Origin of the sequence: Chryseobacterium pyrolae, from assembly GCF_025153485.1 — a bacterium.
In the GTDB taxonomy this organism is placed as follows: domain Bacteria; phylum Bacteroidota; class Bacteroidia; order Flavobacteriales; family Weeksellaceae; genus Chryseobacterium; species Chryseobacterium antibioticum.
The window spans coordinates 38,211-63,450 of record NZ_JANZQH010000013.1 but is presented as its reverse complement, the minus strand read 5'-3'; the positions used below and the strand labels follow the sequence as shown (position 1 = coordinate 63,450).

General features: G+C 38.4%; 28 protein-coding genes. 17 read left to right on the top strand and 11 right to left on the bottom strand.

The window, feature by feature from the left end; all coding sequences use genetic code 11:
- The first annotated feature begins 27 nt into the window (after positions 1-27).
- The 3 genes from NZD88_RS20150 to NZD88_RS20140 all read left to right on the top strand — a co-directional run bounded on the left by NZD88_RS20150 (position 28) and on the right by NZD88_RS20140 (position 2,524).
- A complete protein-coding gene (locus NZD88_RS20150; RefSeq protein WP_259831518.1) occupies positions 28-792 on the top strand; it encodes an MBL fold metallo-hydrolase in 765 nt (254 codons plus the stop codon).
- A gap of 121 nt (positions 793-913) precedes the next feature.
- On the top strand, positions 914-1,621 hold the full coding sequence (locus tag NZD88_RS20145; protein ID WP_259831516.1) for a DUF421 domain-containing protein: 708 nt from the start codon (positions 914-916) through the stop codon (positions 1,619-1,621).
- 81 nt (positions 1,622-1,702) lie between these two features.
- Complete coding sequence (locus tag NZD88_RS20140; RefSeq protein WP_259831514.1) at positions 1,703-2,524, top strand: helix-turn-helix domain-containing protein; 822 nt, start codon at positions 1,703-1,705, stop codon at positions 2,522-2,524.
- A gap of 14 nt (positions 2,525-2,538) precedes the next feature.
- Here the strand turns inward: NZD88_RS20140 and NZD88_RS20135 are convergent, their stop codons facing one another.
- Entirely contained in the window at positions 2,539-2,943 is a 405-nt protein-coding gene (locus NZD88_RS20135) for a winged helix-turn-helix transcriptional regulator (protein WP_259831512.1), read from the bottom strand.
- Positions 2,944-3,068: 125 nt separating this feature from the next.
- On the opposite strand from NZD88_RS20135, the gene NZD88_RS20130 reads away from it, so the two are divergent.
- From NZD88_RS20130 to NZD88_RS20120, 3 genes are all read left to right on the top strand, one after another.
- Positions 3,069-3,506, top strand: a complete 438-nt coding sequence (locus NZD88_RS20130; RefSeq protein ID WP_259831511.1) for a nuclear transport factor 2 family protein — start codon at positions 3,069-3,071, stop codon at positions 3,504-3,506.
- A 143-nt stretch (positions 3,507-3,649) separates the two neighbouring features.
- A complete protein-coding gene (locus NZD88_RS20125) occupies positions 3,650-4,213 on the top strand; it encodes a DapH/DapD/GlmU-related protein (RefSeq protein WP_423738673.1) in 564 nt (187 codons plus the stop codon).
- 104 nt (positions 4,214-4,317) lie between these two features.
- Positions 4,318-5,292, top strand: coding sequence for an alpha/beta hydrolase (locus NZD88_RS20120; protein WP_259831509.1), 975 nt, complete (start codon positions 4,318-4,320; stop codon positions 5,290-5,292).
- A gap of 57 nt (positions 5,293-5,349) precedes the next feature.
- On the opposite strand, the gene NZD88_RS20115 is transcribed toward NZD88_RS20120, so the two are convergent.
- Positions 5,350-6,555, bottom strand: a complete 1,206-nt coding sequence (locus NZD88_RS20115; protein WP_259831507.1) for a CynX/NimT family MFS transporter — start codon at positions 6,553-6,555, stop codon at positions 5,350-5,352.
- A 72-nt stretch (positions 6,556-6,627) separates the two neighbouring features.
- Between NZD88_RS20115 and NZD88_RS20110 the strand changes: the two genes are divergently transcribed.
- A complete protein-coding gene (locus tag NZD88_RS20110; RefSeq protein ID WP_259831506.1) occupies positions 6,628-7,410 on the top strand; it encodes an AraC family transcriptional regulator in 783 nt (260 codons plus the stop codon).
- Between the two features lie 67 nt (positions 7,411-7,477).
- Here NZD88_RS20110 and NZD88_RS20105 read toward each other — a convergent pair whose 3' ends face one another.
- Positions 7,478-7,822: a mannan-binding lectin gene (locus NZD88_RS20105; RefSeq protein ID WP_034725582.1), complete on the bottom strand. Its 345-nt coding sequence runs from the start codon at positions 7,820-7,822 to the stop codon at positions 7,478-7,480.
- 459 nt (positions 7,823-8,281) lie between these two features.
- Between NZD88_RS20105 and NZD88_RS21405 the strand changes: the two genes are divergently transcribed.
- Positions 8,282-8,557 carry a helix-turn-helix domain-containing protein gene (locus tag NZD88_RS21405; protein ID WP_423738674.1) on the top strand — a complete coding sequence of 92 codons (276 nt, stop codon included), beginning with the start codon at positions 8,282-8,284 and terminating at the stop codon, positions 8,555-8,557.
- Here the strand turns inward: NZD88_RS21405 and NZD88_RS20100 are convergent.
- Positions 8,499-9,101: a Crp/Fnr family transcriptional regulator gene (locus tag NZD88_RS20100; protein ID WP_259831504.1), complete on the bottom strand. Its 603-nt coding sequence runs from the start codon at positions 9,099-9,101 to the stop codon at positions 8,499-8,501. The genes NZD88_RS21405 and NZD88_RS20100 overlap by 59 nt on opposite strands.
- Before the next feature lie 347 nt (positions 9,102-9,448).
- On the opposite strand from NZD88_RS20100, the gene NZD88_RS20095 reads away from it, so the two are divergent.
- The 4 genes from NZD88_RS20095 to NZD88_RS20080 all read left to right on the top strand — a co-directional run bounded on the left by NZD88_RS20095 (position 9,449) and on the right by NZD88_RS20080 (position 14,881).
- Complete coding sequence (locus tag NZD88_RS20095; protein ID WP_259831502.1) at positions 9,449-10,057, top strand: hypothetical protein; 609 nt, start codon at positions 9,449-9,451, stop codon at positions 10,055-10,057.
- 354 nt (positions 10,058-10,411) lie between these two features.
- Positions 10,412-12,217 carry a hypothetical protein gene (locus NZD88_RS20090; protein ID WP_259831499.1) on the top strand — a complete coding sequence of 602 codons (1,806 nt, stop codon included), beginning with the start codon at positions 10,412-10,414 and terminating at the stop codon, positions 12,215-12,217.
- A gap of 235 nt (positions 12,218-12,452) precedes the next feature.
- Complete coding sequence (locus NZD88_RS20085; RefSeq protein ID WP_259831498.1) at positions 12,453-13,397, top strand: aldo/keto reductase; 945 nt, start codon at positions 12,453-12,455, stop codon at positions 13,395-13,397.
- 215 nt (positions 13,398-13,612) lie between these two features.
- On the top strand, positions 13,613-14,881 hold the full coding sequence (locus NZD88_RS20080; RefSeq protein ID WP_259831496.1) for a hypothetical protein: 1,269 nt from the start codon (positions 13,613-13,615) through the stop codon (positions 14,879-14,881).
- 126 nt (positions 14,882-15,007) lie between these two features.
- On the opposite strand, the gene NZD88_RS20075 is transcribed toward NZD88_RS20080, so the two are convergent.
- From NZD88_RS20075 to NZD88_RS20065, 3 genes are all read right to left on the bottom strand, one after another.
- Positions 15,008-16,852 (bottom strand): chloride channel protein, encoded by a 1,845-nt coding sequence (locus tag NZD88_RS20075; protein ID WP_169233147.1) that lies wholly within the window; start codon positions 16,850-16,852, stop codon positions 15,008-15,010.
- 201 nt (positions 16,853-17,053) lie between these two features.
- Positions 17,054-17,857, bottom strand: a complete 804-nt coding sequence (locus NZD88_RS20070) for an SDR family oxidoreductase (protein WP_259831495.1) — start codon at positions 17,855-17,857, stop codon at positions 17,054-17,056.
- An 81-nt stretch (positions 17,858-17,938) separates the two neighbouring features.
- Positions 17,939-19,615, bottom strand: coding sequence for an FAD-binding dehydrogenase (locus NZD88_RS20065; RefSeq protein WP_259831494.1), 1,677 nt, complete (start codon positions 19,613-19,615; stop codon positions 17,939-17,941).
- A 150-nt stretch (positions 19,616-19,765) separates the two neighbouring features.
- Here NZD88_RS20065 and NZD88_RS20060 point away from each other — a divergent pair, with 150 nt between their 5' ends.
- Together NZD88_RS20060 and NZD88_RS20055 are read left to right on the top strand one after the other, a co-directional pair.
- Positions 19,766-20,200, top strand: a complete 435-nt coding sequence (locus tag NZD88_RS20060; RefSeq protein WP_259831492.1) for a rhodanese-like domain-containing protein — start codon at positions 19,766-19,768, stop codon at positions 20,198-20,200.
- Position 20,201: 1 nt separating this feature from the next.
- Positions 20,202-20,708 (top strand): TlpA family protein disulfide reductase, encoded by a 507-nt coding sequence (locus NZD88_RS20055; RefSeq protein ID WP_259831491.1) that lies wholly within the window; start codon positions 20,202-20,204, stop codon positions 20,706-20,708.
- An 84-nt stretch (positions 20,709-20,792) separates the two neighbouring features.
- On the opposite strand, the gene NZD88_RS20050 is transcribed toward NZD88_RS20055, so the two are convergent.
- From NZD88_RS20050 to NZD88_RS20040, 3 genes are all read right to left on the bottom strand, one after another.
- Complete coding sequence (locus NZD88_RS20050) at positions 20,793-20,960, bottom strand: lmo0937 family membrane protein (protein ID WP_139222110.1); 168 nt, start codon at positions 20,958-20,960, stop codon at positions 20,793-20,795.
- A gap of 222 nt (positions 20,961-21,182) precedes the next feature.
- Positions 21,183-21,572 (bottom strand): DoxX family protein, encoded by a 390-nt coding sequence (locus tag NZD88_RS20045; protein ID WP_259831489.1) that lies wholly within the window; start codon positions 21,570-21,572, stop codon positions 21,183-21,185.
- A gap of 111 nt (positions 21,573-21,683) precedes the next feature.
- Positions 21,684-22,661 (bottom strand): polysaccharide deacetylase family protein, encoded by a 978-nt coding sequence (locus NZD88_RS20040; RefSeq protein ID WP_259831487.1) that lies wholly within the window; start codon positions 22,659-22,661, stop codon positions 21,684-21,686.
- A 90-nt stretch (positions 22,662-22,751) separates the two neighbouring features.
- Between NZD88_RS20040 and NZD88_RS20035 the strand changes: the two genes are divergently transcribed.
- Both NZD88_RS20035 and NZD88_RS20030 read left to right on the top strand, forming a co-directional pair.
- On the top strand, positions 22,752-23,603 hold the full coding sequence (locus NZD88_RS20035; protein ID WP_259831485.1) for an AraC family transcriptional regulator: 852 nt from the start codon (positions 22,752-22,754) through the stop codon (positions 23,601-23,603).
- A 36-nt stretch (positions 23,604-23,639) separates the two neighbouring features.
- Positions 23,640-24,107, top strand: a complete 468-nt coding sequence (locus tag NZD88_RS20030) for an NUDIX hydrolase (RefSeq protein WP_259831484.1) — start codon at positions 23,640-23,642, stop codon at positions 24,105-24,107.
- A 5-nt stretch (positions 24,108-24,112) separates the two neighbouring features.
- On the opposite strand, the gene NZD88_RS20025 is transcribed toward NZD88_RS20030, so the two are convergent.
- Positions 24,113-24,640 carry a hypothetical protein gene (locus NZD88_RS20025; protein WP_259831483.1) on the bottom strand — a complete coding sequence of 176 codons (528 nt, stop codon included), beginning with the start codon at positions 24,638-24,640 and terminating at the stop codon, positions 24,113-24,115.
- Positions 24,641-24,801: 161 nt separating this feature from the next.
- Here NZD88_RS20025 and NZD88_RS20020 point away from each other — a divergent pair, with 161 nt between their 5' ends.
- Positions 24,802-25,140, top strand: a complete 339-nt coding sequence (locus NZD88_RS20020) for a MerC domain-containing protein (RefSeq protein ID WP_259831481.1) — start codon at positions 24,802-24,804, stop codon at positions 25,138-25,140.
- Positions 25,141-25,240 lie beyond the last annotated feature (100 nt).

Sequence of the window (25,240 nt, the reverse complement as noted above, 5' to 3'; positions counted from 1 at the left end):
TAGTTTTGCAGAACAAAATTAAGCAAAATGAAACTAGAATTATGGCGCAATGCCACATTAGTACTCCAAATCGGAGGAAAAAATATTTTAATCGATCCCATGCTCGGAAAAAAGAATTCTATGGGGAAAATTCCAATGACGGATAACGAGCTGTTGAACCCTTTGGTTGATCTTCCGTTCAGTGAAGAGACATTAAAAGATAAATTGTCAGCAATTGATGCGGTAGCTGTAACCCATCTTCATCCTGATCATTGGGATGGAAAAGCCGTGGAACTTTTAGATAAAAATATTCCCGTGATCTGCCCTGAGATCATTGCAGAACAGATAGCCGAATCAGGTTTTACGAATATCGTTTCCATTAAAGACAGTATTATTTGGGAAAATATAAACATCTCCATTACAGAAGGACAGCACGGAACCGGAGAAATAGGGGAGAAAATGGGTCATGTCAATGGGTTTGTCTTTAAAATAGAAGATAAAACCGTCTATATTGTTGGTGACAGTATCTGGTATGAAGGAATTGCGGCAGAAATTGATCAACATAAGCCTCAGTACATTGTGGTTGCGGGTGGTGCAGCAAATTTTGCGGTGGGAGGCCCCATCATTATGACCAGCCAGGATATGATTAAGGTTTGCGAATATGCACCGGATGCTACCGTTTTGGTCACTCATCTGGAAGCTGTAAGCCACTGTAAAGAAGACAGGAAGTTTATTCAGGAGGAAATTATTAAAAACGGATTACAGGACAGATGTTTTGTTTTACAGGATGGTGAAGAATATCCTTTAGATTAAATTCTGAAGCCCTAAAAATTATTCAACAATTTTTGTTTTTCTTGGTGGCTGAGGCTCCCGAAGCCACCTTTCCAAATTACATATGGCTCATTTTTTGGATATTCCTCGTAAATTAATTTCTATGCTCACTCTATTTCTATTGGAACTTAACTGGAAAGAATTGCTAATGGGGCATGAAGAATGGTCCTTTTTGTTAGAAATCATTCTGCGTACCTCCATTATGTTTCTTGTCATTATCATTGGCTTGAGAATTTTAGGCAAAAGGGGAGTCAAGCAGCTTTCGGTTTTTGAACTCGTTGTGATTATCGGCTTAGGTTCCGCAGCGGGAGACCCGATGTTTAATAAAGATGTTGGTATTGTTTCTTCAATCCTCGTATTCATTGTCATTATTCTTTTATACAGTATTATCACTTTTTTTATCGGAAGAAGCAAAAAGTTTGAAAAAATGGTGGAAGGAACTTCTATATGTCTGATCCATGACGGTGAATTTTCCATTGAAAACTTTAAGAAGGAAAATTTAGGCAGCGATGAATTCTTTGCAGAGCTCAGATTAAGAGGGATTTCACAACTGGGTCAGGTAGAAACGGCTATTGTAGAGAGCTCCGGACAAATCAGTGTATTTTATTACGAAGAGCAAGAGGTAAAATATGGACTCCCGATCATGCCGGAATCATTACAAGATACATTGAAAAAAGTCAATAAAGCAGGTCATTATTCCTGTACATTCTGCGGGCATACGGCATTTAAAGAAGAAGGAAATGCCGGCAACTGTTCCAAATGTCAAAAAGATGAATGGGTGGAAGCAAGTAACAGGAGAAGAGTGACATAAGTCAATACTTGAGCCTCTCAGCAAATCTTTACCACTACTTTATCACTACATTTGTAAGAGTAAACAATAAATGGACGCAGCATGCAACAGATAGACACATTGAGAACTTTGAACTACTCAGGTATATTTCTTTCCTGCTTTTCAGATTACAGCGAAAAATGCATCCACGCCACTCCAGAACATGTGCTGTTGTATCTGTATTCCGGAGAGCAGATCATAGAGGACAGAGGAGAGCAAATTGTTATCAAAGCAGGGGAGTGTGCTTTTATCCGTCGTGATCATCGGCTCATCATGTATAAAAACAGTATAGGAGAAAATTTATACAAAGGGATCTCGCTTACTTTTGGAAGATCTGTTCTTCGCGAATTTTACAGCAAAATGAACAGGTCTGAACTACCGGAAAAACCCTCAATTTCAGAAAAAAATATATTTAAACTTGAAATTCGTCCGGATATTACCAGCCTATTCCAGTCCTTAACCCCTTATTTTGACGGCAATATAAAGCCTACAGAAGGTGTTGCCCATCTTAAACTGCTTGAAGGAATCTATGCCGTTCTCAACAGTTCTGAAGCTTTGTATCCGGTGTTATTCGATTTTACAGAACCCTGGAAAGTAGATATTCTGGGATTTCTTAATGAGAATTATACGGACGACCTTACCATGGAACAGATTGCCTCTTACACGGGTAGAAGCCTCGCCACATTTAAACGGGATTTTAAGAAAATAAGCAGTCTGACTCCGCAGAAGTGGCTGATTAAAAAACGCCTCGAAGCTGCCTATTTTAAATTAAAAGAAGAAAATAAAAAAGTACAGGACGTTTATATAGAAGTGGGATTCAAAAATTCGTCTCATTTTTCCACAGCTTTTAAAAAAGAATATGGTTTTTCACCATCCGATATATAATTACCCGCCTGTTCTTATTTTTTATCGGAAGATTTCCCTCCCGACGACATTTCGCTTTTAATTTTCTCTCTGTGCTGCATTCCCCATCTGGTCATCGCTCCTACCAATTCTTCCAGGGTATGACTATAGGGCAGCAATTCATATTCAATACTTACAGGATAGCCAACGGAAACTTTTTTTATGATAAATCCGTTCAGTTCCAATTCTTTAAGCTCGCTTGAAAGTACCCTTGCAGATATCCCGTTCACTTGTCTTTGAATCTCCGTAAATCTTTTGTTCCCTCTCGCCATTGCGATAATAATCATCAGCTTCCATTTCCCTCCAATCGCATAAAGTGCATCGGAAACGGCCATTAAAACACTGTTGCATTCTTCTGTAAATGCCCTGCTATCTACTTGATTTTCTTTCTCTTTTGCCATAACTAAGCTTTTCATTAGTCACTAACCTTTTGGTAACGACTAATAAATTGTAAGCAAATATAGCATAGTTTTGTCAAAGAATAACAAGCACATAAAAATTTTCAAACCTTATTAAAATTAAAAGTATGACATTAGAAATTTTAAAAACAAGAGAAGAGCTAAGAAACTTAATTGATGCTTATGCATCTTTAGGCGACGAAAAAAAGATTGCAGAACAAATGGAATTATTTACATTAGATGTTACCTACAAAGCGTATATGGGAGACTTTCTGGCAGGAGACACTACAGGCAGAAAAAAGCTTGAAAATGAATTTAATAGCCATGCTTCGCAAGTTAAAACCTATTTCACCATGAACGGACAGCATACGGTCGAAATAGATGGAGATACTGCTACAGGAACTTCTTTTTCTCAGATCAAAATGATCCGGGAGGGAGAAGGTAAAGATATCATGACAGATTATAGCGTTAAATATGATGACAAATATGTATTTCAGAATGGGAAATGGCTCATAAAAGATCGTATCGGTTATTTCATCATTGTTGAGACCAGACCCTTCTTGTAGTCTAGTACATTAGATAACGTAAATAAATGGAGAGCTTAATTTTATCATGAAAATATGAGCTTCTCAGAAAGGTTAATTGAGCCTCACAAAGATGTCTTTGTGGGGCTTTTATTTTAATTTTGTTTTGTACTAAAAAGATGAAAATGCAAAATAAAAACATAGTAGAAAGACTAAAAAAAGGTGAAATTATTCATCCTACCGATCCTGAATATTATATGATTAATGATATAGTAAACAGAACAATTGAACGGTCTCAGAAGCTTAATAATGCCACAGACATACACCAGGTGCGTGATTATATTGGTGAAATTACGGGTGTTACAATCGATGAAAGCACAACAATATTTCCGCCGTTCTACACCAATTTCGGAAAATTCATTACCCTTGGGAAAAATATTTTTATCAACCATGCTTGTTCCTTTCTGGATATGGGCGGAATTACCATAGAAGATGATGTATTGATTGGTCCCAAAGTAAACCTGATTACAGAAAATCATCCGCTGGATCCCAAAGACAGAAGAGCACTCATTACAAAACCTATTCTCGTAAAAAAAGGAGCATGGATTGGTGCCGGAGCGACCATCCTTCCCGGAATTACTATTGGGGAAAATGCTGTAGTTGCAGCCGGGGCGGTCGTTTCAGAAGATGTCCCTGATGACACTGTGGTAGGGGGAGTTCCGGCAAAAATCATTAAATCAATTTATTAATTATGAAAAAATCAATATTGGCAATAATGCTATGTCTACTGTTTTCAGGGAATATGGTGTCACAGAACGTAAAAAAGCATCATCCGGAATCAGAAAAAAATAAAATGGAAAAAATCACCGCAGACCAATACACTACTTTTAAAGTGAACAGTAGTATTGCTATTTATAAAGTCACCTTTAAAAATCAGTACAATATGGAGGTGGCCGGACATCTTTTTATATCCGAAAATTATAACCAAAACCAAAAATACCCTGCCATCATTGTAGGGCATCCGATGGGTGCCGTAAAAGAGCAGAGTGCTGATTTGTATGCATCCAAAATGGCGGAAAAAGGTTTTGTTACCCTAGCGATTGATCTTTCCTTTTGGGGAGAAAGTGCCGGAGAACCGAGAAATGTAGTTGCGCCTGATATCTATGCAGAAGATTTCAGCGCCGCCGTTGATTTTCTGGGAACAAGATCATTTATTGACAGAAATAGAATAGGGATTATTGGTGTTTGTGGAAGCGGAAGTTTCGTGATCAGCGCAGCCAAAATTGATCCCCGAATGAAAGCCATAGCAACGGTAAGTATGTATGATATGGGAGCGGCCAGCCGAAATGCACTGAATCATTCCCAAAGTCTTGAACAGCGAAAGAAAATAATTGCAGATGCGGCAGAACAGCGTTACATAGAATTTACAGGCGGAAAAACCCAATATACGAGCGGAACTGTTCACCAACTGGACCAAAATACCCATCCTATCCAGCGCGAATTTTATGATTTTTACAGGACTTCCAGGGGAGAATATACCCCAAAAGGCGGTTCACCGGAGCTGACGACCCACCCAACACTGAGCAGCAATACCAAGTTTATGAATTTCTATCCGTTTAATGATATAGAAACCATTTCTCCCAGACCAATGCTGTTAATTACGGGAGACCAGGCACATTCCAAAGAATTCAGTGAAGAAGCTTACCAACTTGCTGCCGAACCTAAAGAGCTGTATTATATTCCGAAAGCAGGACATGTAGATCTATATGATAAAACGGAATTAATTCCTTTTGAAAAACTGGAAGCATTCTTTAAAAAAAATCTTTAATAGCAAATTTCTGGATTAAATAAAAAAGTCTCTTAAAGAGACTTTTTTTTATGTTTTTTAATCTTCAACACATTTATTTCTCGCCGCCTTCATTCCGAAAAAGAACATCAGGATGACAGCAAAACTTAAAAAGTAAAAAGAACTTTTCCATGAAACATCCCAGTCATGCAGCTTTCCGAATACCGGAGGCCCAAACGCTGCGATCAGATAGCCTACAGACTGTGCCATTCCGGATATTTTTACAGCATTAGCGCTGTTTTTTGTTCTTGTCGAAAAGAACAGAATAGACAGACTGAAAGACAACCCATTAGAAATACCAATAATCATTGCATTAGCATAGATCCATTGAGATTGCAACCATACAAACATCATCGTACTTGCGAACATTAGAACACAAATAAGAACAATCAGAATTCTCTGGTCTTTCATTTTTCCGGCAATAATCGGGGCACAGAAAGTAATAGGAATCATGGTGATCTGAATAACAAACAATACCCATCCTGTACTTTCGCCCTGCATATTATAATCAGTCAAAAATGACGGTAGCCAAGCCATCATGCAATAATAAAACAGCGACTGCAGCCCCATAAAGATGCTTATATTCCATGCCTGTGCAGATTTAAACATATTAAAATCCGAAACACTTAATGCCGCTTTTGCCTGCCCGAGATTCTTTTTATTAAATATCAGTTCCAGAATCAGGACAAAAAGCCCCAGTCCGGCAATCACCAGCCAGATTCCCAGAGAACCACGCCACCCAAATCCTGTCCATTCACCGATTCTTACACTGAAACCTGAGGCCAGTGCCGCTGTAAGATTCATAGAAACCGCAAAAATTCCGGTCATGAGACCAATCTGTTTTGGAAAATTATTCTTGATATAGCCAGGAGTAACCACATTTCCGATACAAATTCCGAGTCCTATGAACACAGACCCCGCAAAAAGCGTCCAAAGAGATCCTGTAATTCGTAAAAACAAACCAGAACTCAAAATAATAAGAGAATACATCAGAAATCTGCTGATACTGAATTGATGCGAAAATCTGCTGACCAAAACGGAGCAGGTGGCAAACATAAACAAAGGAATAGAGGTAAGCAGGCTGACCTGAAAACTATCAAGTTTCAGAGCATTCCGGATATCAGACAATACCGGAGATACAGAAATAATAGGGGATCTCAGATTACTGGAAACGAGGATTACAACCAGTACATTGATCATCATCAGAACATAAGAAGCATTCTTTCTTGTTTCATTCTTCATCATACAATAAATATTTGATGCAAAATTAATTCAGTTGTTTTGTTTAATTTTGCCAAAGTTTTAACTTAAAACGACATGAATCCACACGACACAATAGTGATTGATGAACTGGACAAGCCTTATTTTGTATGGTTTGAAGAAAACTGGCGACATGATGATATCGTTCATACCCATGAAAAAGGCCAGTTGGTCTATGTAGAAAGCGGATTTCAGTACATCACCGTGGATGGGAAGATCTATCTGCTTCCACAAAACCACGCAGCCTGGATTCCTCCCGGCTCTATGCATAAAACCAATTCACATTCTGAGAAGATCAAACTGATGATCATGTTTGCTGATGTAGAAAAAAGCAGTGTTTTTCATCATGAAATCAACGTATTTTCTGTTCCTCCTGTTTTAAAGGAAATGATAAAGTATGCAGAAAGATGGTCAAAAAGCACCTTAAAAGATCCTGATGAGATGTTGTTTTTACAGGCACTTTTTAATGAACTTCCCCGTTTTGTGGAACATTCACTGAAACTCCATATCCGTCTTCCTGAGGACAAACGATTGTCTGGTGCTATTGAATACCTTCACAACCATTATCATGAAGATATCAGGATAGAAGATTTAAGTGAAATTTCCCTGCTGTCGTTACGAACGCTGGAACGTATCTTTAAAAAGGAAACCGGAATGACCTTGAGCAAGTACCAACAGATCCTGAGGATCATTAAAAGTCTGGAACTGCTGAGTTCCGGTGATCTTACGATTTCGGAAACCGCATATCAGGTAGGGTACAGGAGTGTACAGGCTTTTACGAGAAGTTTCCAGTCTGTTATGCAGTTTAAGCCGACAGATTTTATAAAAACGACACAATAAACTGTTCTTCATAAAAAAAAATCTCCAGGTTGCCCCGGAGATCAATCTATTATGAATTCAAATATTCCTAGAACTTGAATACACAGCCGCAAACGCTCATTTTGCCTTCAACGACTGTAGTCCACTGTCCATTCCATGTACCTCCGTAAGAAGCACAGATTGAAGGACATATTTCTTTAGCATCTTCGTTGCTCCAGATAGGTCCCGCTAAAACGTCCATAGTATATTCCGTACTTCCAGATGGTTCCGTATCGTATTCAACTTCGATAACGCTCATCTGACCTTCGACAATAGTGCTCCATTGTCCAGTGAATTTTCCTAAATGTGCCGCAGCAATACGGCCTCCAATTTTTTGTGCTTCGTCGTTGCTCCAAAGCGGACCTGCAACGATGTTGATTTTGAATTTTGACATGGTGTAATGTTTTAAGTTGTTTAACATCACAAAGTTGTCACTTTAAAGAGAGATATCCTTGAGTAGAAAGTACCAAATTCATCATTCCGTATTTCCACTTAAATAAGGGGAATGGGGCTTTTTTTATTTCCACATATGGGTGAAATAAACAATTACGTATGCGCATAATGAAAAAGGCCCCCTAAGTGAGGAGGCCTTAAAAAAACACAAATGATGAAAAAAAATTATTTCGAAGCACAAATATAAGCAAAATTTGCATTATGAAAAACACTATATAGGTATAAATATTAAAAAATTATTAATTCTAGTTAAAAATACGGACCTGCATTAATGTTACCTTTCTTTCAGTTTTTTACAATTTCTCCTAACAGTATATAGTACAAGTCCAAAAATCATTCAGTCTAGGACTGCACTTGCTGTGTATATACCACTGATACTATATAATAAAGGAACAAATGAATTTACTCTGAAAAATGCCTTCAAAGAACTTTTGGAATGACGGTATTTGGATTCTTGAATACCCTTAAAATGGAAGAGTTCCGGAAAATGATCCTTGAAAAAGAGATGAGCATTGGTGAAGTTTCTGATGTTGTAGGGTATAAAAATCGACGCCATTTTTCTACAGCTTTCAAAAAGAAATTCGGAAATTATACCCAACCCATTAAAAAAGTTCTGATCAATAGAATATTTTACCGTTTTGTATCCTCACTGTTTTCTCTTTTTCCATTTTTTTGACCACCCTGATCACGGTTTCTACACATAAGCCGGTAAGAGAAGCCAGCTGTTGCCTGGTAAACGGAAACTGGTAGGAGTACTTGCTCGTGTACTGATTATAAGATTTCAGACTTTCCATCACCCGTTTTACTTTGGTTCCCGGATCATGTGCTGAAATATTATTCAGCATCACATGCCTGTAATACATTCTTTCCGCTGTATAGCTGTAGAGTTTTGACATAAGGTCAGGTGAACTGCCGATAAGAGCCAGAAATTTGTTTTTATCCAGTCTTAAAATCTCACAGCCAGTCATAGCCACAGCATTAACAGGGTAGGTTTTATCAATAAACAAAGCACTCTCTACAAGGCAATGGCCGTCAAAAGGGACACTGTGAATAATTTCCCGCCCATCTTCATGGTAGTTATTGATCTTGACGGTTCCGGTTTTGATCTGAAAATAATATTTGGGGATATCACCTTCTTTAAAAATAACATCATTGACCGCATAATTCATCAGTTCGGCTCCTGCGGAAAGTAAAAATTCTTCATCGATTATCATGGGCATATCAGGCATACAGAAGTGTTAAATGGATTTTTTATATCGAGCTTACGTTGTGGGTTGTCATTTTTTCATTCAAAAATATATATTAACTCACAAAAAGACAATATAATATTCAAACTTTAACAAATTGACAACAAATTACCACAACATGACTCCAGTCATAAAATACATCATCCATTCTTTTTATTTTTGAATCTCAATACATTACATTTTAACATCAGGCCTCTCAATTGAGAGGTTTTTCTGTTTCTTCAAATAACTGAATTTATAAAAAAATCTATACTTTATGTTGTGATTCTGCTCATAAAGAAATCCTTATGGTTTTCATATCTTAGTACAAATTCAATCACATGAAACCAAAGCAGATGAAAGGAGTTCCACAACAACAATCAGGTGGATTTCATGATACAGAAAGTCAAAAACAGTTTGAACCCACACTTCTTCCACTCAAATTTCAGCTTTTGAGGGAAAGATTTTTCGATGTTACCAAGTGGAAAAGCTATTGTGGAGCAGGATTTGCAGCGTTCAAGCTTTATGATCCTAAAGGATGTGAAGCTAAAAGAATCCCTCAGAAAGGTGATTTTATGAGGATTGATATTCCCGGTCCCGGAAAAAAAGAAGCGAAGGGCTATGACTGGGTAGAAATTACCGATCTCTGTTTTCAGGAAGATAGCAGCTCTGAAAGTGTTATCATCACCTGCCGTCCATCAAGAGATCCTAAAAACTCCAAGAACCACCATATTGCTCATTTTTATAGTCCTAAATCCACATCTACTTTTATGATTTCAAGAACACCCACTCATTTGAAGGCTGCAGTTTACGGACGGAATGAAAGGCCAAATTTCAATGCAGGATTTATAGATATTATCAGAAATTTGATGGTAGCTGCCGGTGGAATGATGGGTGTTTCCAAGATCCAGTGGAAAAAACTTTCAGATGGTTTTCTGGATTTTCAATAAAAAGTAGTATTCCTTTTCCTGTTTTGATCTGAGCCAAAGTTCCGGTGTATTTGTCTGCCTATTTCTATTTTGCTTGTTTTGGCAGGGCTTGTCCTCAGCCTTACCAAACTTGTTCCTTCCATCAACATTAGTCCGGAAATGATTTTTTATGCCTTGTTCGCAGGAGAGTAAAGGATACAAAAAAATGATATTTAGCATATTTCCGATATTGCAAAGTACTATTTAACGCATAGCTAATATTAAAATGATAAATTTAGGTAATTAAAGTTCCGGACTAAAGTGCTCGCTTCAATAGAAATAGCATATTCCGGGGTTTTAATTCATTCTTAATGAAAGAATTTTTATCAAAATAAAATGACACATAAACCATTACACAATTTTCATATTCCGGTAATGGGTCTGGCGTATACCATAGACAGCCCGATCCGCGTTGCCCAATATGGAATCTCTTCCGTTATTTCCATTATTGATGACGAGATCCTGGAAAAAATGAAAGGCTTTTATAACAAGAAATTCAATCTGGATTACTTAGGAATCTCAACAAAAACAGAAGATTACAGGGCGAAAAGAATTACGGCTTACCTGGATATGGTAGATGATATCGTGAATGAAAAGTTTGAATCTTTCAAACAAGAGATCACCAAAAACAAGGAGGCCTTAAAGAACTTCATAGCCATACTGCCCAATACTTCGGATTTAAAAAGTGGCCTTCAGAATCTGGTCAGTCAAAAAGATAATTTAGGTTCAAGCATTAAAAATTTCATTGAATCCAACTTAAAGCCGGGAAGTATCGACGTCAACATCATGACGAAAGTTGACAAAGACAACTTTAAAAAAGACGAGCAGCTTCCTGTAATGTTCAATGATGCGCATGCTTCGCTTCGTGGTTTTGCACAAAGTAAATTATCTTCTTCAATGGTACTTTCTGCAGGGATGAATCCCCGTTTGTACAGTTATATTGAAGAATTTGATGATTTCTTTCCTGATCAGAACGGTACTTTGAAAAAGAAGATTATCCTTAAAGTGAGTGATTTCCGGTCAGCGATGATCCAGGGGAATTTTCTGGCCAAAAAAGGACTGTGGATCTCAGAATACAGAATAGAATCCGGACTGAACTGCGGGGGCCATGCATTTGCTACTGAAGGTATGCTGCTGGGACCTATCATGGAAGAATTTAAGCAGAAAAAGAACGATTTGATCCAGTCTGCCCATTCATTAATGATCGCTGCATTGGAACAGAAGGGAAAACACACCGTTTCTGAGCCTTTGGAAATGAAAATTACTGTTCAGGGTGGAGTAGGAACTTCTGAAGAACATGAATTCCTGCTTGAAAACTATCATGTAGACAGTGTTGGATGGGGATCTCCGTTTTTATTGGTTCCTGAAGCGACTTCAGTAGATGAGGAAACGAGAAACCTGCTTTTAAAATCAGGAGAAAAAGATTTCTATCTGAGCAATATTTCGCCTTTGGGAGTACCTTTCAACACCGTTAGAGGAACCTCCAATGAATTATTAAAAGAGCATAAAGAAGCCGCCGGAAAATACGGAAGCTCCTGTCCGAAAAAACTGCTGGCACTAAGCAAAGAGTTTTCACCGCAGGGAACCTGTACAGCTTCTAAGAAGTACCAGGATATTAAATTAAAAGAACTTCAGGCTGATCAGGAATTAACGATTGAAGAATTTAATAAAAGAAAAACAGAAATTACAGATAAAGCCTGTCTGTGTGTAGGATTGGTGAATGCCGCTTATATAGAGCAGAATCTCGAAATAAAAGGGGAGAAACAAGGCGTAGTGATATGTCCGGGACCTAATCTTGCTTTCTTTGATAAAGAAGTTTCACTTTCAGAGATGGTGAAACATATTTATGGAAACGCCAATATCCTTCCCGATAACCACCGTCCGAATATGTTCATCAATGAACTGAAAATGTACGTTGATTACCTTAAAAAAGAAATTTCCAATTCATCAGCACAAATCACCCATTCCCAAACCAAAAAGTGGAATGCGTTCAAAAAAAATATGCTGGAAGGGATTGAATATTATCATAACCTCTTTCATACATCCACTTTCTTTAAAAGCGGATTGAAAACCATAGACCTGCAACTGCAGGAATACAAACTGATGCTGACAGCCATTGAAGTTCCTCAGGTTGAAAAGTAACCGTATTTTTTTAAATTGATAGATTAAACAGCTTTCATCATGGAAGCTGTTTTTTTGTATGGTTTTGATAAGGTAAAAGCTTCCGGAATTTCTTCAGATAATAATAAAAAAACGAGGTAGAATAAGCTTTTCCATTTATTATAACTATAAGCGGTATGTTTATTTTGAATCCGGAATCCTCTCTGATATTCCTTACCTTAGATCCTTCTTAATATTTTAATGACAATTCTATTTTATGGAAAAAAGAAAGATAAAAAACACGGATCTATCGGTGGCACCTGTTAATTTTGGAGGAAATGTTTTTGGATGGACGCTTGATGAACAACAGTCTTTTGATGTATTGGACAAGTTTACAGATGCAGGATTCAATTTTATAGATACGGCAGATACCTATTCATGGTGGGTGAACGGAAGAGGAGGGCAGTCTGAGGAAATCATCGGAAAGTGGATGAAAAGCCGCGCTAACCGCCAGGATATTGTACTGGCTACAAAGGTGGGATCTGAAACTAAAGAACATGGTTTTGACATCAGCAAAAAGCATATTTTAAAGTCTGTGGATGAATCTTTACAGAGATTGCAAACGGATCATATTGATCTTTATTACACTCATTTCGATGATAATATCACTCCGGTAGAAGAAACACTTGCTGCCTACGATGAGATCATCAAAGCCGGAAAAGTACGTTATATTGCCGCTTCCAATCTTTCTCCAGAGCGTTTGAAAGCCTCATTTGAAGCATCAGAAAAAAATAATCTTCCCAAATATGTGGCATTGCAGCCTCATTATAATTTAATGGAAAGAGAAGGTTTTGAAAAAAATTATGCTCCGCTGGCAGAACAGTTTGATCTCAGTGTATTTCCTTACTGGTCATTAGCGGCAGGATTTCTTACCGGAAAATACCGTACAGAAGCAGACCTGAGCAAAAGCCAGAGAGGCGAGGGGGTGAGAAAATATCTTAACGATAAAGGCCTTGAAGTTCTGAAAGCACTGGATCAGGTGAGCGAAAAACATCAGACGACACAGGGAACAGCCGCTTTGGCGTGGCTTCTGGCCAATCCTTTGATCACAGCACCGATTGTGAGCGCAACAAGTGCATCTCAGCTTGATACTTTATTCAAAGCTCCCCAACTTGTTTTAGATCAGGAAGATATTGAACTGCTTAATCAGGCCAGTAAATAATGTCAGATTAGAGATTTCATTTTAACTCAATAAAAAGATCCTTTCGGTTATACTGAACGGGTCTTTTTTTTCATGAAAAAATAACGCCATAATAAAAGCTCCCACGTTTATGAATATTCTGTGAATGTACTATTAAATCTGGAAAAACTACTCTTTTTTTATTTCTCATTTATAGGATTTATTAATATATTTGCGCCCTTTAAACATTAAAAAATATGAAGAAAAAAATGCTGTCGCTTTTCGTGTTGGGAGCTATGCTATCCTTATTCTCCCTGCAGGGGTGTGCTCATGAAGCGTTGGAACATGAGGCTGAAACCGTGCAGGTTCAGAAAAACCCACTTTCTTACATCAGAAAGGAGTATGTAAAGGATATGGACATTATTTCTGGAAAGCAGATCGAATGGGAAAATGCCCGGACTTTTAAGCATGACAACAATGTCATTCTGATTTCGGTTCCGGTAAAAAATGAAAGTGAAAAACTGATTGAAGAATTGACATTCAGAATCGACGGGGACAAGGTTTCCGGACATTTATGGAAATTTGAATCCGTTGAAAAATTTTCTTCTGACGACCACAGACTGGGCGCTCATGAGATTATGAAAAAGATGACCGGAAATGTTACCTATATCGCATTGGAAGGCTCCATGAGGTATCAGATCCAGGTGGTTGACGGAAAAATCATATCAGATATTTCATCCGCGCGTTCAGGAGATGGAGATATGGATTCATGCGGGAAAAAATGTCACGGTTCTATTGAGGAAGTAGTCATCACAGTACCCAATCCGCCAACTAATCCACAACCTCCGACAGGTCCACCAATTCCGCCTATCGTTATCATTCCGCCAACCAATAACCCGAATGATCCTTGTGCAAAGGCTCAGGCTGGTTCGCAAAAAGCTACAGATAACTCTAAGACACAGAAATTTAGTGACGCCAAACAGGGAATTCTTAACAATTTTAACCAGAACGGAAAAGAAAATGGGGTAGGCATGGGAAGAGACACTCCAAACGGGGAGCTGAAAGCCACGGGTGTGCAGGAATTAAATGCCAACAGCGGTGATATCAATAATCCTTATGCGTATCCTGAAGCCGATATCCATAATCACCCTGGAAATACACCACCATCTGCCGGAGATGTATACAGTATGATTAAATATTACAACAGTCACCCAAGTTTTAATACAAGGTATATTGTAACACCCAACGGAACAGTTTATGCTTTGGTGATCACTAATGCGAGCTTATTTGAATCATTTATCACCAATGTTCCTCCAAGTCAGGTTCCTGGTTTTGCTCCTAATTTTTCCGGAGATATGTTTGCCGACTATGTTGATATCCCAAACAGAGAAACAGGAATGGCGCATGTATTAGATAAATACAATTCAGGAATTGCATTAACCAAAATGGACAGTAATGGCAATTTCAAGAAAATCAACGCTAAACCAAACAGCAACGGAGGCTATTCTCAAAATCCTTGTCCTTAATATTATAAATATATACTTTATAGCAAAAGCGGCCTTTTCAGGCCGCTTTTTATGTCTTTCAAATGATTTTTTTATTTAGGTTTCAACAGACTTCGCAGATGATACCGATTTTTTGAGTTTAAAAAATCAATCAGAATATTCTTTTAAAAGCTGTCTGTAGCTCATCAGGATTGAAGATTTTGATATAAACCCAACAAAATCATTGTATTCACTGGTTACAGGAAGATTCCAGACTCCCGTATCATCAAAAATCTGGAGAATTTCCAAAGGTTGATTTTCAGGGTAAATAACTGCTGGTGGTGCCTTCATAATTTGAGCCACAGTCTGCAGATGGTCTATTTCCTGATTAAAAAGATACGGACGGATATCATCCAGAGTAAGAATTCCTTTCAGCTTTCCGGATTCATCAATGGCGGCAAAAATATTTTTATCTCCATTTTTCACCAGCTCAAATAATTCATTAACCGAGGCATTTTCATTGATCGTTTCAGAATACTGATCGATAAAATCTTCCGTTCTTAAAGCAAAAAGAAGGTTTTTATCATGCTTATTGGTGAATATTTTCCCTTGGTCAGCCAGAGATTTAAGTTCCGGAGAGATCGGGGAGAACCATTTGGCAATAAGATAGGAAATAATGGAAACAATCATCAACGGGATAAAAAGATCATACCCAAAACTGGATTCAGCAATCAGGAATATAGCTGTAAGAGGGGCATAAAGTACACCGCTCATGGCTCCGGCCATGCCCACCAGAACAAGATTCGTCACCGGAACTTCCGTAAACCCGATATGCTGGCAAACCAACGCGAATAAATAACCCACGGTACCGCCTGCAAAAAGCGACGGAGCGAAATTACCCCCATTACCCCCGCTAAAGATGGTAAAAGACGTTGCAAAAGCTTTTAAAAGGCATACCAGTACCAAAAATATAATGATGGTCCAATCTCCAATTTCAAAATATCTGAAAAAGCTGTTTTTGATGATAGAATGTGTATTTCCGTTCGTGAACGCCTTTACCGTTTCATACCCTTCCCCAAACAGAGGAGGAAAAAGGACGCACAACAGCGACAGCACCAAACCTCCGAACATTGCCTTACGCATCCTGGAAAGCTTAAGTCCTTTGATGAAATGCTCTACTTTTTGAGAAATAACCACAAAATACCGTGCATATAACCCGGTTACAATCCCCAGAATAAGGTAATAAGGAACATTTTTATAGTTGAAAGGCTCTCTTGTATAGAATCTGAAAAGGATGTCTTCCTGGAGCAAAATCCTTGACAAAAGACTTCCGCAAACCGCTGCAACAACAAGAGGAATAAAATCTGTAAACACTACACCCGTCAACAGGATTTCAAAAGCAAACATAATCCCGGCAATCGGAGCATTGAATGCTGAAGCGATCCCGGCAGTGGCACCAGCTGCTAACAGAAGAGTCCTTTCTTTATAGCTGAGTCTGTAGGTTTGTGCATAATTGGAACCAATCGCGGCGCCCGTAACAGCTATTGGGCTTTCTAATCCTGCTGAACCCCCAAGTCCCACCGTAACAGCACTCTGAATAACCTGGGAATACATTTTTACCGAAGCCACAATACTGGAATTCTGAGCGATTTCATACAAAATAGCACCGATTCCTTTTCTGTCCTGTCCTTTAAACAAAGTAATCACGATCGCTGTTGTCAGTACAATTCCCAAAAAAGGAAAAACGATATAAAACAGGATCTGATACTCGAAATGAATATGGGTAATAAAATTGTGGATGGTATGAACAAGCGTTTTCAGAATCACTCCGGCAAGACCGGCAGTGCACCCCACAAGAATCCCGGAAAGCACCAGAAACTGATTTCGGCTCAATCTGTTATTGAGCCAGTGGAGGATAAGTTCATAGCTGCGTGCCTTTTCCAGTCCGTACTTTTGAAAGTCTCTTTTAAATTTTAGAAAGCTTAAATACTTTTTTTTGTTGTGAATTTTCACCTGGGAACCAATTTTAAAACCGTAATGGTTTCGTAAATTTATGAAATATCTTTATAAAAATTTCGATCCGGGCAGCCAGAAAACGATAATTAAGCCAAATAACAGCCTGTTGTTCAGTAATTTGATTATTTTTAAATATTTTCTTACAGATTTTTTATACCGGCTAAAGAAGAACTCCTGTAAAACATCCTAAAATGTTGATCACACTACTTTTGCCTTACGAACAATCTTTGCCAGCATAGCAGGAAAAAAACGTTTAAGATAAGTCCCTATCACTTCCTGTCCTCCTATAGCGGCCTGGTTTTTCTTTTTTTCTATAGCGACAAGCATTTTTCCGGCGAAAACACCAGCAGGCATTCCTTTCATCGTAGCATCATCCATGGTTCCCTGCAGTGAGCCATCACCCGTGACGGCATTAATAGAAATATCGGTCTGGACAAAGCCCGGGCAGATTATTGTCACAGCGATATTCTTCGTATATAATTCGGCACGCAATGAGTCAAAAAAGCCGTGAAGTGCATGTTTGGCAGCTGCATAACTGCTGCGCATCGGGGCTCCGAAAACGCCCATCAAACTGGAGACTACAGCAATATGTCCGCCCCCGTTCCTGATCATGTAGGGAAGAATGGCCTTGGTTAGTGCAACGGTACCTATAAAATCTATGTCCATTAAACGTTTATCAACCTCGATATCCGTTTCCATAGCTAAAGATCGTTGGGAAAGCCCGGCATTGTTGATCAGAATATCGATCTTTCCAAATTTTTCTATCGCTTCAGCTGCAATATCAGGCATTTTTTTATAATTTTCCAGGTCTAAAGGCAATACAGTGAAACGGTTGACATCCAGTCCCGCCTTTTCTGCAACTGCGTACAACTGCTCTTTATTTCTCGAGGAAAGAATAATTCTCGCGCTGCTTTTTGTCGCCAGTTGATTAACAAGAGCTTCTCCAATACCTGATGAAGCCCCGGTGATCCAAACCACCTTGTTATCGAAATACGTATTCATTTTTTTTCATCTAAAGTTTTTTTAATGATGGACTCTTAAAAATTCAATGTTCACTTGCAAAGCAAAATTGATCATTCCCTTTTAAGAATCAGAATTCTTTTTTAGTCCGGCAATATATTGTCCGACTTTCATCCCTGAGAAAATACATCCTCCCAGAAATGTTCCTTCCAGTGCCCGGTAGCCATGCATGCCACCACCGCCAAAGCCTGCTGCTTCACCAGCTGCGTAAAGACCTTCAATCACCGTATCGTCTTCCTTTAAAACCTGTCCGTCAAGATTGGTTTTAATTCCGCCCAACGTTTTTCGGGTAAGAATATTGAGCCGTACAGCGATAAGAGGTCCATTCTTAGGATCTAATATTTTATGAGGAGCCGCTACACGCCCAAGTTTATCTCCCAGATAATTCCTTGTATTCCGGATATAATTGACCTGTGTATCTTTTGAATACTTATTGTCCAGTTCTCTGTCTCTCGCTTCGATCTGTTCTTTAATTTTTTCATAATTCAAAAGATGCTCACCAGACAGCTGGTTCATCCTTTCCACCAGATCTTTCAGATCATTGGATACAATAAAATCTTTTCCGTGTTCCTTAAAAGCTTCTACAGGACCCGGTGCTTTTTTTCCAAAGATCCTTTTTAGAAAAAGAACATAATCTTTATTGGTAATATCCGGATTCTGTTCTGACCCCGAAAGCGCAAATTCTTTCTTAATAATCTTCTGCGTGAGAATAAACCATGAATAGGAAAATCCTGTATCCTGTATATGCTTCAAGGTTCCCAACGTATCAAATCCAGGCAGAAAAGGAGCGGGGAGACGGTTCCCTTTAGCATCAAACCATAAAGAAGACGGCCCGGGCAAAATCCTGATGCCGTGTTTCGGCCATATAGGATTCCAGTTTTGTATACCTTCCGTATAATGCCACATTCTGTCCGGGTTGATAATATGGGCGCCTGAGTTTTCTGCAATACCTATCATCTTACCATCCACATATGCCGGAACACCACAAACCATATTTTCAGGAGCTTTTCCCAATCTATCCGGCCAGTTTTTCCGAACCAGTTCATGATTGGCACCAATTCCTCCGGAGGCAACAATAACATGAGGAGCATAATAGTCGAACTGAGCGATCACGTTTCTGTTGGTGGCAGCCCCTCTTTCTTTATCATCATTTTCAAGGACATCTCCTTTGAGCCCTTTTATTTTGCCATTTTCAAGGATCAGTTCGGTCACTCTATGCCTGAATTTCATCTGAAGAAGACCTTTTTCTTTAGCCTGGTAAGCTTTGTCTACAAAAGGTTTCACAACCCCCGTTCCCGTTCCCCAACTGACATGAAAACGGGGTACGGAATTCCCGTGACCCGTTGCAGATCCATCGCCACGTTCTGCCCATCCTACCATAAACATCAGTTTGATGCCCAGCTTAGATATGTAATTGTATTTTTCATGGGTGGCAAATTTCAGATAGGCCTCAGCCCACTTGCGGGGCCAGTAATCCTCTTTACGGTCGAAGCCGGCAGTTCCTTTCCAATCCTGAAGGGCAAGTTCATAAGAATCTTTAATTCCCATTCTGCGCTGTTGGGGTGAATTGATCAGAAACAGTCCTCCAAACGACCAGAATGCCTGTCCGCCTATATTCTGCTCTGTTTCCTGATCCAGAAGAAGTACTTTTTTCCCGACATTTGTAATTTCCATAGCAGCGGTAAGTCCTGCTAATCCGGAACCGACAATAATAGCATCGGGCTGGAATTTATCTTCCATTGTATTAATTTGCTTTTATTTGCACTTTTGTGATATATTCTATAATAAATATATAAAATATTTACATTAATATCATTTAAAATGTGTCAAACATAATTATGCTCATCATAGGGCTTATGGCTAAATTCATATCTTTGTTAAAAAAGAAAAATGAAATATCTACTTATGATGGCTTTTCTGGTCTCTTCCATGTTCAGTCAATTTTCTGCCCAGCAAAAACAGGATCCTTGGAATGACAGTCAGTTGATGGATCCTGCACTTTTAGCAGCAAGAATCACAGAAAATAAAACAAAAAATGTGGTCATCATTTCTGTAGGTCCGGAAGCCATTATCAAAGGTTCTGTGGATATTGGTCCTACGCATGAGCCTGAAAATCTTGAAAAATTAAGAAACTACCTTAAAAATATTCCTAAAGGAAAAGAAGTGGTCATTTATTGTGGATGCTGCCCTTTTGTAAAATGCCCGAACATCCGTCCTGCATTTAAATTGCTGCAGGAAATGGGATTCAGGAATGCCAAACTTTTAAACCTGCCAAAAAACATCAAAGTGGACTGGCTGGATAAAGATTATCCTACCAATGATTAATATGAAAGCTTTTCTAACCCTTTTTTCCGTATTGATTCTTACAGGATATGCAGCCGCACAACAGACTAAAATAGAAATAGGACAACAGGCTCCGGAAATCACCCTGTCAAAAACGGATGGCAGTTCATTCTCTCTTTCATCTTTAAAAGGGAAGGTGGTACTGATCGACTTTTGGGCTACATGGTGCGCTCCGTGCGTTGGCGAGCAGCCTGAACTGAAAACATTATATGATATGTTCTCTGATCAGGTAAAAGGGCAGACGTTCGAAATCCTGGGCGTTTCTTTAGATAAAAATAAAGAAAGCTGGCAGAAAGCCATAGACCGTTTTGGGATCAGCTGGATTCAGGTGAGTGACCTCAAATTTTGGAAAAGCCCTGTAGCAAAAGCTTACGAAATTGAAGAACTTCCTTTTAATGTAGTTATAGATGGTCAAGGTAAAATAATCGCTAAAAATCTTCATGGAAAGGAACTGGAGGAATTTATCCGGAAATATTTTACTTCAAATTAAAAATATAAGAGTATAAAAAAACGGTCTGAAAATATATTTCAGGCCGTTTTTTTATTTGATACTCAGTAAAAGCTTCAATTATAATTAAAGTGGTTTTTTACCCGAAATGATATTGTAAAGAACTACAATAATGGCAATCACCAATAAAACATGCACTAAATAACCGGTGCTGATTCCCGGCACGATGTTTAACATTCCAAGAAGCCAAACGACAATACAGATGACAGCTACTAACCATAATAAATTTCTCATGACTTTAAATTTTAATGTTATTTGCTTAAAATAATACATATTCTATGCCTTTATGGTGATAAAGTTAAAAATGTGGTACCTATATTATTTTATTTCTAAAAATAAAACAAGTAAAAGTTACATCTGATCAATTATTAAAACCCTTATTAATAAGGCATTAGAGGCTGAACCGCTTCAAAATACAAAGACCCCATACACTGAAATCTGTTCCTTTGTAAAAAATTACATTTTGGGGTCCAGAGAATAGCTGTTATCTTCTAATCTGCTGATCAGAATGTAAAAAAATAGTACATAAATCATCTGTATTCCCATTGCTTCCCAGTTTTCTACCGTACTGCTTCCAAAAAGCAGCATAATAATGAGTCCTGCTCCTGCAAAACTGGCTATACGGGTTTTAAAACCGAGAATAAGCATTAAGCCAATAATAAATTCGAGGAAGGGAAGTGTTGTACTGAATATCTGTACCAATGGCTGAGGAAGCCAGCTTTTTTCAAAACTGTTCGTCATTCCTTCTGCAAAAGCAGAAAGTTTAGGAATTCGGGCAAGGCCATGGCCCAAAAGATTAACGCCCATCGATACACGCAAAAGAAAATAAGCAGTGCTTTTATTCATAATATTTGTTTTTAAATTGATTTTTTAGGGGAAATAAAGCTGGATGCCGGAAAGTCAATGGCTGTTTCTTAAATGTCTGCTAATAACTCCCATCTTCCTCCTTCCCAACTATTAATTGTTATATTGCTCTTCACTGTTATCTACCGGAGTGGCAGGATCATTCACCACCATTTTGGCGATATCATCTTTACGCATAAAAACCACTCCCTGTTTTTCTTTAGTATATTTGATAAATTCTTCCATCGCATGAACCATTGCGGGAGTTCCTCCAATCCTATCGTGAAAACTGATGCTCATCATCCTTCTCCTGGAAGCTCCTTCCTCGTACAGACGGTCAAACTCGAATTTCAGCTGGTTCAGAAACTGATCAGGACTCCAGTTTTTCCCTTCTATATTGACAATATCATTATTTCGAAGGGTATAAGGCATAACCACAAAGTTTTTTCCGCTTACTTTGGTAATAAAAGGCTCATCACGGCTCAGGTCATCTATATGATAAAGAAACCCTAATTCCTGAAGGACTTTTAAGGTATTGGGGCTTCTTCTGAGCCAGTTGCAGTTATAACCCACGGCTTTTTGTTCTGTGATTTTTTCCACGGCATCTACACCGTTTTTTACAAATTGTAATTCATCTGCGTAATTCTTGTTCCACTGATTATCCCAGGCCATACCGTGGGCAGCGATCTCATGCCCTCCTGCAGCAATGGCTTTTGCAATCTCAGGATATTTTTCAGCGGCAGAACCTACTACATGGGAAGTTACTTTTATATCATATTTTTTCCAGAGATCCAGCATGCGGTAAATGCCTTCATTAGCTCCGTAACGGTACCAGCTCTCAGCGGCCAGATCCGGTTGTCCTTTGGGAAGGGGAGTTCCGCTGAACGGGCTTTCTGCACCCTCAGGCTGTCCGCCTGTTTCAAACTGCATAGACACTGAAATGACCAATTGGGCACTATTGGGCCAGTATTTTTTGGATGATTTTGCAGTTTCGGTAGATTTATCTGCTTTACCCTTACTATTTCTATCAAAACAGGAAACAAGCACTACTGCAGATGCAATCAAAAATGCGGAATGTTTTAAATATTTCATTTTAAATGGTTTTTGTTCTGCAAAATTGTTCAATTAACGCCTGATATTTGTTGTAAAAATTTATGCTAAATTTGTAAAAATCCATTGTTCATGAAGCGTATTGTCAATTTCAGTTCTTTCAACGTATTCAGTATTGAGAAAGAGGTTTGGGACATTGAATACCACAATCATAATTTCTATGAACTGATCGTGATAGAAAGCGGAAAAGGAACCCACCACCTGAATGGTATTACCTTTATGTACAAAAAAGGGGATGTTTTCCTGCTGAGACCGAGCGATGCACACGAGTTTTCTATTAAAAGCAAAACGAAGTTCATTTATATAAAATTTACAGAGCAGCATCTATGGGGCAGTCTGCAGGCGGATAAAAAAAGTGAATTAAGTAAGGTAATCCAGTTGCTGATGGAAGACCGTTCTTTCGTATATGAATCGGCGATCAGAAACAAGGCAGACAAGGAGCATCTATTACAACTGGCAAGGATTCTTCTTCACGAATTCTGCAATAGAAGTTTGTACAGCAAGGAAATTTCTGCCAACCTTTTTTCAGCGATCATGGCCATTCTGATCAGAAATACCATGAATGATGGCAGTATAGAAAGAATATCACAAGGCCTGAGCCAGGCTGAAAGGATTCTGTATTATATCAATGTCAATGCAATGGATGCAGAGAAAATGAGGCTGGAACATCTGGCAAGGGAATTTACACTTTCCCCTAATTATATCAGTATTTATATAAAAAAACAAACGGGGTTCTCTGTTCAGCAACATGTCATGCAGCAGAAGATAAAAGCTGCTGAAAGACTTTTGAGGCAGAGTAATTATAACATTAATGAAATCTCGGATCAGCTTGGCTTTAATGATGCCAGTCATTTTAATAAAATTTTCAAGGCTTATAAAAATATATCACCATCAGCATTCAGAAAGGGTGATCAACCAGATTGATTATTGATTCATTATTAGAAAAAAACGTATCTTAAGATGATGAAAACAAGTGCAGGGATTTTGCTGTTTAAAAGAGAAAAAAATAATTTGTTTTATTTTCTGGTTCATCCGGGAGGACCTTTTTGGAAAAATAAAGATGCAGGCGCATGGTCAATTCCAAAAGGAGAGGTTTCGCCTGGTGAAGACCTGCTGGAACGGGCTCTTATTGAGTTTAAAGAAGAAACGGGGCAAACCATAGAGGGAGAGTTCACTGCATTACAGCCTGTTAAACAAAGGGGCGGCAAAATGGTGTACGCATGGGCTTTGGAGGGTCATATGGAAACGTCAGGGCTTTACAGCAATACCGTGCAGATCGAATGGCCTCCCAGATCCTCTTCAATAATTGAAATCCCGGAAGTGGACCAATGGGAATGGTTCGCATCAGAAGAAGCTAAAATAAAGATCAACTCTGCGCAGGCTGATTTTATTATGGAACTGGAAAAGAGAATGAATGAAGTAGAGTAGTGCTTTTATTTTTTTATCCCAATAGCTATTAATGCATTATTTGTCAAATAGATATCTTCAAAAACAGTCAGTGACTCAACATCGGCAAATGCAGCGGACATCATATCATTTTTATTGAAAGAAAGCTCAACCGCCTGATCATAAGAGGCAACAATTCTGACTACGGAATATCCATTATAACCTATGGTAAAGCCTTCGAACAGACAATTCTGCTCTGCCTTCTGATAGTCGAGATATTCTTCAAATCCAGATGCCGCTTTTCTTTTTCCGTCATTATGGTCAAGGGATTTCCACTCCAAATAGTTTTTGGGTTCTTTCAGGACATTTCCTTTTGGATCTACAGGAACAAACATACCCAATGTTAAAGGTTTTCTTAGAAAATTGGCATAGTTTTTCATCAGACTTAAGGTCTGGAGATCGGCATATCCTTCGTTGGAGTAATACTCAATAACAAAATCTGTCATCGGAATCAGCTTATGGGAAGCTTCAGTCAGCATAATTGGTGTTTTCTTTTCTGAAAATAAAAATAGCACTTTTATTTGCTTTACCAAACTTTAATCCCATTTAAAAATCTCAGCCCCGACTTGTGTATGGGTAATCATGTATTATTTTAATGCAATAATGTTGCGTTAAATAAATTTTATCTCTACTTTTGCAACAAGGTTACTATAAGAAATTTAAATCCCTTTAGTTTATGAAATCAAAAATTCTTGATGCAGTAGGTATTTCTGCGGCGGTTCTGTGTCTTGTTCACTGTATTGCTTTTCCTTTGTTAATGATCATTCCTTTGGGAATATCGCACAACCCTTATATAGATCTGGCATTCCTTATTGTTGGTGCTGTAGTCGTTTATAGAGTAACAAAACAGATGGCTAGCTTCCGGCTGAAATTTTTGTTTTGGGCTTCTATTCTCCTTATTTCCATTTCTGTTTTTGCAGATTTCATCTTCGAGATCCATATCCCTTTGATCTATGCTGGAGCAGCGGGATTAATTGCGGGACATATCATTAATTTTAAAAATCATAAACATTAATCCCCGGTCCATTTATATTATTCAGGCTAAAAATTCATAATTAATTAACGCAACATTATTTCATTAATTAAAATTACCTTCTAACTTGCATTACGAAATT

Coding starts and splice junctions, on each gene's coding strand:
- NZD88_RS20040 (WP_259831487.1), bottom strand. CDS start 22,661: ATGAAATATTTAAAACATTCCGCATTTTTGATTGCATCTGCAGTAGTG.
- NZD88_RS20145 (WP_259831516.1), top strand. CDS start 914: ATGCTCACTCTATTTCTATTGGAACTTAACTGGAAAGAATTGCTAATG.
- NZD88_RS20070 (WP_259831495.1), bottom strand. CDS start 17,857: ATGAATACGTATTTCGATAACAAGGTGGTTTGGATCACCGGGGCTTCA.
- NZD88_RS20085 (WP_259831498.1), top strand. CDS start 12,453: ATGGAAAAAAGAAAGATAAAAAACACGGATCTATCGGTGGCACCTGTT.
- NZD88_RS20090 (WP_259831499.1), top strand. CDS start 10,412: ATGACACATAAACCATTACACAATTTTCATATTCCGGTAATGGGTCTG.
- NZD88_RS20130 (WP_259831511.1), top strand. CDS start 3,069: ATGACATTAGAAATTTTAAAAACAAGAGAAGAGCTAAGAAACTTAATT.
- NZD88_RS20045 (WP_259831489.1), bottom strand. CDS start 21,572: ATGAATAAAAGCACTGCTTATTTTCTTTTGCGTGTATCGATGGGCGTT.
- NZD88_RS20110 (WP_259831506.1), top strand. CDS start 6,628: ATGAATCCACACGACACAATAGTGATTGATGAACTGGACAAGCCTTAT.
- NZD88_RS20030 (WP_259831484.1), top strand. CDS start 23,640: ATGATGAAAACAAGTGCAGGGATTTTGCTGTTTAAAAGAGAAAAAAAT.
- NZD88_RS20095 (WP_259831502.1), top strand. CDS start 9,449: ATGAAACCAAAGCAGATGAAAGGAGTTCCACAACAACAATCAGGTGGA.
- NZD88_RS20105 (WP_034725582.1), bottom strand. CDS start 7,822: ATGTCAAAATTCAAAATCAACATCGTTGCAGGTCCGCTTTGGAGCAAC.
- NZD88_RS20150 (WP_259831518.1), top strand. CDS start 28: ATGAAACTAGAATTATGGCGCAATGCCACATTAGTACTCCAAATCGGA.
- NZD88_RS20035 (WP_259831485.1), top strand. CDS start 22,752: ATGAAGCGTATTGTCAATTTCAGTTCTTTCAACGTATTCAGTATTGAG.
- NZD88_RS20120 (WP_259831509.1), top strand. CDS start 4,318: ATGGAAAAAATCACCGCAGACCAATACACTACTTTTAAAGTGAACAGT.
- NZD88_RS20140 (WP_259831514.1), top strand. CDS start 1,703: ATGCAACAGATAGACACATTGAGAACTTTGAACTACTCAGGTATATTT.
- NZD88_RS20100 (WP_259831504.1), bottom strand. CDS start 9,101: ATGCCCATGATAATCGATGAAGAATTTTTACTTTCCGCAGGAGCCGAA.
- NZD88_RS20055 (WP_259831491.1), top strand. CDS start 20,202: ATGAAAGCTTTTCTAACCCTTTTTTCCGTATTGATTCTTACAGGATAT.
- NZD88_RS20135 (WP_259831512.1), bottom strand. CDS start 2,943: ATGGCAAAAGAGAAAGAAAATCAAGTAGATAGCAGGGCATTTACAGAA.
- NZD88_RS20115 (WP_259831507.1), bottom strand. CDS start 6,555: ATGATGAAGAATGAAACAAGAAAGAATGCTTCTTATGTTCTGATGATG.
- NZD88_RS20020 (WP_259831481.1), top strand. CDS start 24,802: ATGAAATCAAAAATTCTTGATGCAGTAGGTATTTCTGCGGCGGTTCTG.
- NZD88_RS20050 (WP_139222110.1), bottom strand. CDS start 20,960: ATGAGAAATTTATTATGGTTAGTAGCTGTCATCTGTATTGTCGTTTGG.
- NZD88_RS20065 (WP_259831494.1), bottom strand. CDS start 19,615: ATGGAAGATAAATTCCAGCCCGATGCTATTATTGTCGGTTCCGGATTA.
- NZD88_RS20125 (WP_423738673.1), top strand. CDS start 3,650: ATGCAAAATAAAAACATAGTAGAAAGACTAAAAAAAGGTGAAATTATT.
- NZD88_RS20060 (WP_259831492.1), top strand. CDS start 19,766: ATGAAATATCTACTTATGATGGCTTTTCTGGTCTCTTCCATGTTCAGT.
- NZD88_RS20080 (WP_259831496.1), top strand. CDS start 13,613: ATGAAGAAAAAAATGCTGTCGCTTTTCGTGTTGGGAGCTATGCTATCC.